This is a genomic window from Neisseria sp. HMSC70E02 (assembly GCF_001838645.1).
In the GTDB taxonomy this organism is placed as follows: domain Bacteria; phylum Pseudomonadota; class Gammaproteobacteria; order Burkholderiales; family Neisseriaceae; genus Neisseria; species Neisseria macacae.
Genome location: NZ_KV838060.1, coordinates 1 through 7,981, shown reverse-complemented (window position 1 = coordinate 7,981; position 7,981 = coordinate 1). Strand labels below are relative to the sequence as shown.

The 7,981-nt window shown below is 48.9% G+C and carries 6 protein-coding genes; 5 read left to right on the top strand and 1 reads right to left on the bottom strand.

The features are described from left to right. Nucleotides 1–152: 152 nt before the first annotated feature. A complete protein-coding gene (locus tag HMPREF3277_RS00835; protein ID WP_070773495.1) occupies nucleotides 153–2,285 on the bottom strand; it encodes a LysM peptidoglycan-binding domain-containing protein in 2,133 nt (710 codons plus the stop codon). 209 nt (nucleotides 2,286–2,494) lie between these two features. Between HMPREF3277_RS00835 and HMPREF3277_RS00830 the strand changes: the two genes are divergently transcribed. From HMPREF3277_RS00830 to HMPREF3277_RS00810, 5 genes are all read left to right on the top strand, one after another. Then, a complete protein-coding gene (locus HMPREF3277_RS00830; protein ID WP_003763410.1) occupies nucleotides 2,495–3,154 on the top strand; it encodes a class I SAM-dependent methyltransferase in 660 nt (219 codons plus the stop codon). A 246-nt stretch (nucleotides 3,155–3,400) separates the two neighbouring features. Continuing rightward, entirely contained in the window at nucleotides 3,401–4,228 is an 828-nt protein-coding gene (mutM, locus tag HMPREF3277_RS00825) for a bifunctional DNA-formamidopyrimidine glycosylase/DNA-(apurinic or apyrimidinic site) lyase (protein ID WP_036491124.1), read from the top strand. Between the two features lie 309 nt (nucleotides 4,229–4,537). Continuing rightward, nucleotides 4,538–5,308, top strand: a complete 771-nt coding sequence (locus tag HMPREF3277_RS00820; RefSeq protein ID WP_003766847.1) for a 1-acylglycerol-3-phosphate O-acyltransferase — start codon at nucleotides 4,538–4,540, stop codon at nucleotides 5,306–5,308. Nucleotides 5,309–5,496: 188 nt separating this feature from the next. After that, the gene (locus HMPREF3277_RS00815; protein WP_003740760.1) at nucleotides 5,497–6,234 is read left to right on the top strand and encodes a redoxin family protein; all 738 of its coding nucleotides are present in this window, start codon (nucleotides 5,497–5,499) and stop codon (nucleotides 6,232–6,234) included. Between the two features lie 251 nt (nucleotides 6,235–6,485). Next, on the top strand, nucleotides 6,486–7,892 hold the full coding sequence (locus tag HMPREF3277_RS00810; protein ID WP_070869749.1) for a dihydrolipoyl dehydrogenase: 1,407 nt from the start codon (nucleotides 6,486–6,488) through the stop codon (nucleotides 7,890–7,892). Nucleotides 7,893–7,981: the final 89 nt, after the last annotated feature.

The window sequence follows — 7,981 nt, the reverse complement described above, 5'->3', positions numbered from 1 at the left end:
CAACGCCGTACCGGTTTAAAGTTAATCCACTATATTATTCACTAAAAACTTTCTCTTTAAGGAGGCGTAGTGATGATGCGGGGAAAATTGAATTTGATGGCAAATAAAAAGTCGTCTGAAAATTTCAGACGACTTTTTCATGAAGAGTAATCTTAACTGCCGATTAATTTCAAACGTTGACCGGGTGTCACACCATTGGTATTTCGATTCCAGCGGCGAATATCGTTTACATCTACGTTGAATCGGTTGGCGATAGTATTTAAAGTATCGCCTCTGCGAACGGTATAAGAAACGTTTCGGATACTGTTTCGAGTTTTGGCGGGCGCTGCGGTCACACGCAACAGCTGACCTTTACGGATGTTATTGCCTTTGATGTTGTTGGCAATAATCAAGTCAGCAACGCTCAAGTTGTAACGACGTGAGATATTAAACAGCGTATCGCCATCGGCTACACGGTGCATGCCCGCACCTGCGGTTTGAGATTGCTGCTGATTGCCTGCACGGGCCAAACGCGCCTCAGTGCGGCTTTGTTGTTTGGCGGTATTGGCGGCAATACGCTCGCTACGCGCTTTGACTGCGTCGGATGCAATATTGTGTTCGCTGGCGGCTTGTGCGACTGCTACATTTTCAGTTTGAGTACGAAGATTTGAATCTACCAACGCCATCAGTTCATCGGCTGTTTCAGCAGCTTGCGTCGGAGCAGCTTGAGCAGTAGTCAGCTCAGTAGTTGTATTTGCAGCAGTTTGCTCGACAACGGCAGGCTTGCTTTCAGCTTGAGACAATTGGGCAAACACTTCAGGAATACGCTCTTCTTTGACATTTGCCGATGCCAAATCTGCTGAAGAGTTGGTTTGAACAGTGGTTTCAGGTGTGGTTGCGATGTCTGCTTTGGCAACGGTAGTAGGAGTTGCAGAGGCAATTTTGCTTTCTCCGCCAACAGGAGCTGATTGAGCGACAGCAGTTTCGGATACTGCTTTTTTGCCAAGGGCTACATAATCTGTTGGTACTGCTGCAACGGGTTTAATGTTGGCAAAATCCATTGTAGGAATATTTGCTTTTGCCGTTTTGATAGGTGCCATTTCCGGCATATTGGAACGGTAAGTATCCGGTCTGTTATCAACATCGATGAATGAGAGTGTATCAGGTGTCGCCGAATTCGCTGCTTTATTCTTGGCTACCAAAATACTGCGGTCGGAAGACAGGGAGTTATTTCCCAAGCCGTTCAGTCGTTTGATTTCGGCAACGCTCATACCGGTTTCTGCTGCGATGGCGTTCAAGCTGGTATTGTTTCGGGATGTGTATACGTTCCAAGACAACAAAGTATCGGGATTCGCGTTTCGGTAGTTTTTCTCGAAAGAAGCCACAGAATCAACAGGCAGCAACAGGCGACGATTGTTTTTCGGGATGAATACAGGCGCATTGAATCCCGGATTGAGTGTCAGCAATTCGCTTTCGCTGATGTTGGCGAAGCGGGCGATAGTGCTGTTGTCAATCGGCTTGTCGATGCTCAGGGATTTGAAATACGGCTGATTGTTGATTTCGGTGATATTCATGCCGAAAGTTTGTGGGTTGGCAACGATATTGCGTACGGCCAAGAGTTTGGGAACGTAATTCCGTGTTTCGTCAGGCATGCGCAGATTTTCGTAAATCGGCTCCAAACCTTGCGCGCGCGCACGATTGACGGCACGGCCGACATTACCTTCGCCCCAGTTGTAGGCAGCCAGTGCAAGGGACCAGTCGCCGAATAATCCGTGCAGGTATTGCAGGTAATTCAATGCTGCGTCAGTTGCTGCGTAGACATCGTGACGGCCATCATACAAAGGGGTTTTTTCCAAGCCGTAGTGGCGACCCGTTGCAGGCATAAACTGCCACAGACCGGATGCGCCGACATGTGATTTTGCTTTGGTAACGAATGCGCTTTCGATAAACGGCAGCAATGCGATTTCGGCAGGCATATTGCGTTTTCTGACTTCGTTGGCAATATGGTACATATAGGGTTTGCTGCGGGTAATGGTGCGGTCGAAGTAGGCACTATTGGCAGCGAATTTGCTCTCATGGCGGCGAACAAGTTCGGAATTGACCTCGTTCATACGGAAATCCTTGCGCAACGATGCCCAAAGGCTGCCCGTTCCGAAAGTTTGCGCTTTGGCTTGATCCAAAAGAGAGGAATTGAGGCGCATCATTGCCATACCTACTTGATCTGGTGTGGCATTTTGAGCGTATGCTGCGCCGGAAGCTGCGGATAAACTTGAAATGGTAAGTGCGATGGTTTTCAGTTTTGCCATGATGAATCAATAATTATCAATGATATAAGGTTAAATTTAGTCTACCCGATGGTACTGTTTGAAGATGTAGCCGTCAAGGTAAAGGGGGTGAAATTTACATATGCTTGGGTCTTAATGTTAAAATCTGTGGCATAAATACGGCGATTGCATTGTATTTTTCTATCGGACAGTAGAAATGAACGCATGAAACAGTTAATAGGATAACGACTATGGATGTATGGTTTGAAGATACGGCTATGGGGCGTTATGTTGCTCAGAACGAGGCTGCTTTTTTTGAGCGGCATTTGCAATATTTTGACGGACAGACCGTTGTCCAACAAGGCGGTCAATGGTTAAGGTCGTCTGAAAACGTGGTTGCCGTACCCCGTGATGTATTGATGACGGCGGACGCTATGGCTTGGGAGAGTCATTCTATTGATGTGCTGCTGATGCCGCACAGTCATGAGACTGCCGCGCTGACGCAAGTGCTGCATGAAGCGTCCAGAGTGTTGAAACCTGAAGGGCGGTTGGTTTTGACGGGGTTTAATCCGAAATCTTTGTGGTTTTTCAGCAAGTGGTTCGATGGAGCGCGTTTGCCTAAAAAGGAGCATTGCCTGACTTTGCCGGCTTTGAAGCAGCGGTTGGGGGATTTGGATTTTGAGGTGGAATTCGGGAAGTTTATGGTGTACCTGCCTGCTGTGAATTCGCAAAAGGGGCTGCGGTTTTGGCGTTTTATGGAGAAGGCGGGGGACAGGTGGTGGCCGCAGTGTGCGGCGGTGTACGGTTTGGTTTTGGTCAAGCGTATGGCGGGGGTGACGCCGTTGCCGGAGTTTGAAAAAATATTGGGAACGCAGACGGTGGCTTTGGGTGCGGCACGGATTTCGGATTGAGAATGCAGCGTTGGTAAAACCGGCATGACTGGTTTTCAGACGACCTTTTGAGGCTGAACATTTGAAAACGAGAGGTTTGACTCCATAAATATAGCCCCTTCTATATTTGTCATTCTGCCTTGAATTTGCTGCTTTCTGTCTGTAAAGCCGATTGGTTGCAAATTGTCAGGCCGCTTTGGCATCGGTAGAATCTTAGGTCGTCTGAAAAAGGCGATGTTGACTGTATTAGCTTGAGGATAAAGAAAAATGCCGGAATTGCCTGAGGTAGAAACGACGTTGCGCGGTATCAGCCCGCATATTCAAGGTAAAAAGGTGGCGGATGTCGTGTTGCGCCAAACCAAGCTGCGCTGGCAGGTCAATCCGCAGTTGGCGGAGCTTTTAGCGGGGCAGGAGGTGTTGAGCTGTCGTCGGCGGGCGAAATATCTGATTATCGGTTTTGCAACGGGTATCTTGTTGATTCATTTAGGCATGTCGGGCAGTTTGCGGATTTTTACGGACGGCGATGCGCGGATTGATCATCCTGATAAACATGATCATGTGGACATTGTGTTTGCGGACGGAATAGTCTTGCGCTATCACGACCCGCGTAAGTTCGGTGCGATTTTGTGGTATGAAGGCATTGCCGAGCATCATCCGCTTCTTGAAAAACTGGGCCCCGAGCCGCTTTCAGACGACTTCTCCGCCGAGTATCTATACCAAAAATTTAAAACGCAAAAACGCGCGGTCAAGCTGGCTTTGATGGACAATGCCGTCGTGGTCGGCGTGGGTAATATTTATGCGAACGAAAGCCTGTTTAAATCGGGCATATCGCCACACCGCCCTGCGGACAAGGTTAAGAAAAAAGAATGCGCTGTCTTGGTGGAAACGATTAAAGCGGTATTGCAGCGCGCGATTGAAACCGGCGGCAGCACGTTGCGCGACTTCGTCAACAGCGACGGCAAAAGCGGCTATTTCCAGCAGGAATATACGGTGTACGGCAGGCACAACGAACCCTGCGTCCGTTGCGGCGGTTTGGTGCAGAAAGAAGTTTTGGGGCAGCGCGGGACGTTTTATTGTCCGAACTGCCAAAAATAATGTATGAACTTGTTTTCAGACGACCTCTTTGTCATCTGGGTCGTCTGAAAACGTTATTATAGTGGATTAACTTTAAACCAGTACGGCGTTACCTCGCCTTGCCGTACTATCTGTACTTCTGCGGCTTCGTCGCCTTGGCCTGATTTATAGTGGATTAACTTTAAACCAGTACGGCGTTACCTCGCCTTGCCGTACTATCTGTACTGTCTGCGGCTTCGGCGCCTTGTCCTGATTTAAATTTAATCCACTATAAATTTAATCTACTATACTATGATTTGATGCACATTTAATACGAAAAGAAAAATAGTTATGCACTCACAAAAAGCCCCGTTTTTTACCCGTTTGGGCAGATTGTTCCGCCTGGCGGGTTGGCTGTTCCGAACCGGAAGGCATTTGCGCCGTATCGATGCCGGCAATCCTGCCGAACGCGATCATGCGGTCATCACTTTAGGCAAAGGCGCGCTGGAAGCCTTGGATATCGAATTGGAAATCGGCACGCCGCCCGCAGATAATGTGAAGGGTGTTTTGGTGGCGGCAAACCATGTGTCTTGGCTGGATATTTTCGCCATGAGTGCGGTGTATCCGAGCAGCTTTATCGCCAAGCAGGAAATCAAAGACTGGCCGGTCTTGGGCAAAATGGGGCAAAACGCAGGCACGGTGTTTATCAATCGAAATTCCCGACGCGATGTCGAGCCGATTAACCAAGCCATTTGCGCCGCGTTGAAAGCCGGGCAGAATGTCAGCTTTTTCCCCGAAGCGCGGACTTCTTTGGGCTTGGATATTTTGCCGTTCAAAGCCGCACTCTTCCAATCCGCCATTGATGCCGACGCGCCTGTTCAGGCGGTTACGCTGCGCTATTATGATGATACTGGTAAAAGGACGACTGTGCCGTCTTATGCACAAGTCGATTTGGTGCGCTCACTTTGGCGCATCGTTTCCATGAAAAAGCTGCGCATCCGTATTGATTTTGCCGCCCCGATTCGTCCCGGCAAAGACGAAGACCGCTTTATGTTGAAAGACAAAGTAGAAAGCAGCATCCGCGAAGTCGTATTGTCCGACGCACACGATTCCGAAAAATAATTCCAAGCCAGGGGCTTGTTTTCTTTCAGACGACCTCTATTTAAATGGAACGTTCGCAGGTTGGGTTTCATAGCTTCAGGTAATTAATATTATTTGAACTATAAATTATACAAATCAAACTCCCTGCGCTAGAATGCACACATTCACTCGTATCATTCCCTAAACCTAAAATTTCAAGGAGATCCAAAATGGCTTTGCAAGATCGTACCGGTCAAAAAGTACCTTCCGTCGTATTCCGTACCCGCGTGGGCGACACTTGGAAAGATGTTTCCACTGATGATTTGTTCAAAGGCAAAAAAGTAGTCGTATTCTCTCTGCCCGGCGCATTTACTCCGACTTGTTCTTCTTCCCACCTGCCGCGTTACAACGAATTGTTCGGCGCGTTCAAAGAAAACGGCGTTGACGCAATCTACTGCGTATCTGTAAACGATACTTTCGTGATGAACGCTTGGGCTGCCGAAGAAGAAGCTGACAACATCTACATGATTCCTGATGGCAACGGCGAATTCACCGAAGGCATGGGTATGCTGGTCGGCAAAGAAGACTTGGGCTTCGGCAAACGCTCTTGGCGTTACTCCATGCTGGTTAACGACGGCGTGGTTGAAAAAATGTTCATCGAGCCTGAAGAGCCGGGTGATCCTTTCAAAGTGTCTGACGCTGACACTATGTTGAAATTCATCGCTCCTGACTGGAAAGCTCAAGAATCTGTTGCCATCTTCACCAAACCTGGCTGCCAATTCTGCGCTAAAGCTAAAAAAGCTTTGCAAGACAAAGGTCTGTCTTACGAAGAAATCGTATTGGGCAAAGATGCAACTGTTACTTCCGTTCGCGCCATTACCGGCAAGATGACTGCTCCTCAAGTCTTCATCGGCGGCAAATACATCGGTGGCAGCGAAGATTTGGAAGCTTACTTGGCTAAAAACTAATTGCCTAGTGCTTGAGACGGTTTAAAAAGCCGTCTGAACAGAAAAATAGAGTTATTCAGACGATACGCTACACGGTCGTTCTGAATAGCTCTATATTTACAAGTAGAATTTGAGATTATTGTTTTAAATCGAAATTTTAAAAATAGTTATCGATTTTTTATTTTTGATAGTTTATTAAATAGGTCGTCTGAAAACCTGATACGCTTCACGCTGATACCGCTTCGGACGCTCAACAAAAAAGGACAAAGATTATGAAAAAAATTCAAGCAGATGTCGTCGTAATCGGCGGCGGTACTGCCGGTATGGGCGCGTTTCGCAATGCCCGTTTACATTCGGATAATGTTTACCTAATTGAAAACAACGTATTCGGCACGACCTGCGCGCGCGTGGGCTGTATGCCTTCCAAACTCTTGATTGCTGCCGCAGAGGCGCGCCATCACGCATTGCATACCGATCCGTTCGGCGTGCATTTGGACAAAGACAGCATCGTCGTCAACGGCGAAGAGGTCATGCAGCGCGTCAAATCCGAGCGCGACCGTTTTGTCGGCTTTGTCGTTGCCGATGTGGAAGAATGGCCTGCCGACAAGCGCATTATGGGTTCGGCTAAATTTATCGACGAGAATACCATTCAAATTGACGACCATACCCAAATCACGGCAAAAAGTTTCGTGATTGCTACCGGTTCGCGTCCCGTTATCCTGCCGCAGTGGCAGCCTTTGGGCGACCGTTTGATTATCAACGACGACGTTTTTTCATGGGGTACGCTGCCTAAGAGCGTTGCCGTGTTCGGACCGGGCGTTATCGGTTTGGAACTGGGTCAGGCATTGCACCGTTTGGGCGTGAAAGTTGAAATTTTCGGTTTGGGCGGCATCATCGGCGGCATTTCCGACCCCGTCGTTTCAGACGAGGCGAAAGCCGTGTTCGGCGAAGAATTGAAACTGCATCTGGATGCTAAAACCGAGGTCAAACTCGATGCAGACGGCAATGTAGAAGTTCATTGGGAGCAGGACGGCGAAAAAGGCGTATTTGTTGCCGAATATATGCTGGCAGCCGTAGGCCGCCGTCCGAACGTTGACAATATCGGTTTGGAAAACATCAATATCGAAAAAGACGCGCGCGGCGTACCCGTTGCCGATCCGCTGACCATGCAGACCAGCATTCCGCATATCTTCATCGCGGGCGACGCGTCCAACCAACTGCCTCTGCTGCACGAAGCCGCCGACCAAGGCAAGATTGCCGGCGACAACGCGGGCCGCTATCCGAATATCGGCGGCGGTTTGCGCCGCAGTACCATCGGCGTGGTGTTCACCAATCCGCAAATCGGCTTTGTCGGTTTGAAATACGCGCAGGTTGCCGCGCAATACCAACCTGACGAATTTGTCATCGGTGAAGTATCGTTCAAAAACCAAGGCCGCAGCCGCGTGATGCTGGTAAACAAAGGCCATATGCGCCTGTATGCCGAAAAAGCCACCGGCCGCTTCATCGGCGCGGAAATCTTGGGTCCGGCCGCCGAACATTTGGCGCACCTGTTGGCGTGGGCGCATCAAATGAAGATGACCGTTCCGCAAATGCTGGAGATGCCGTTCTACCATCCCGTTATCGAGGAAGGTCTGCGTACCGCGTTGCGCGATGCCGATGCGAAGTTGAAACAGGCTTGATAGATTGACTTAATCAATGAACCGGAATGAAAGGTCGTCTGAAAACCTGATTTAAGGTTTGAACTGCACCCCAAAAGTTGGACATCCCC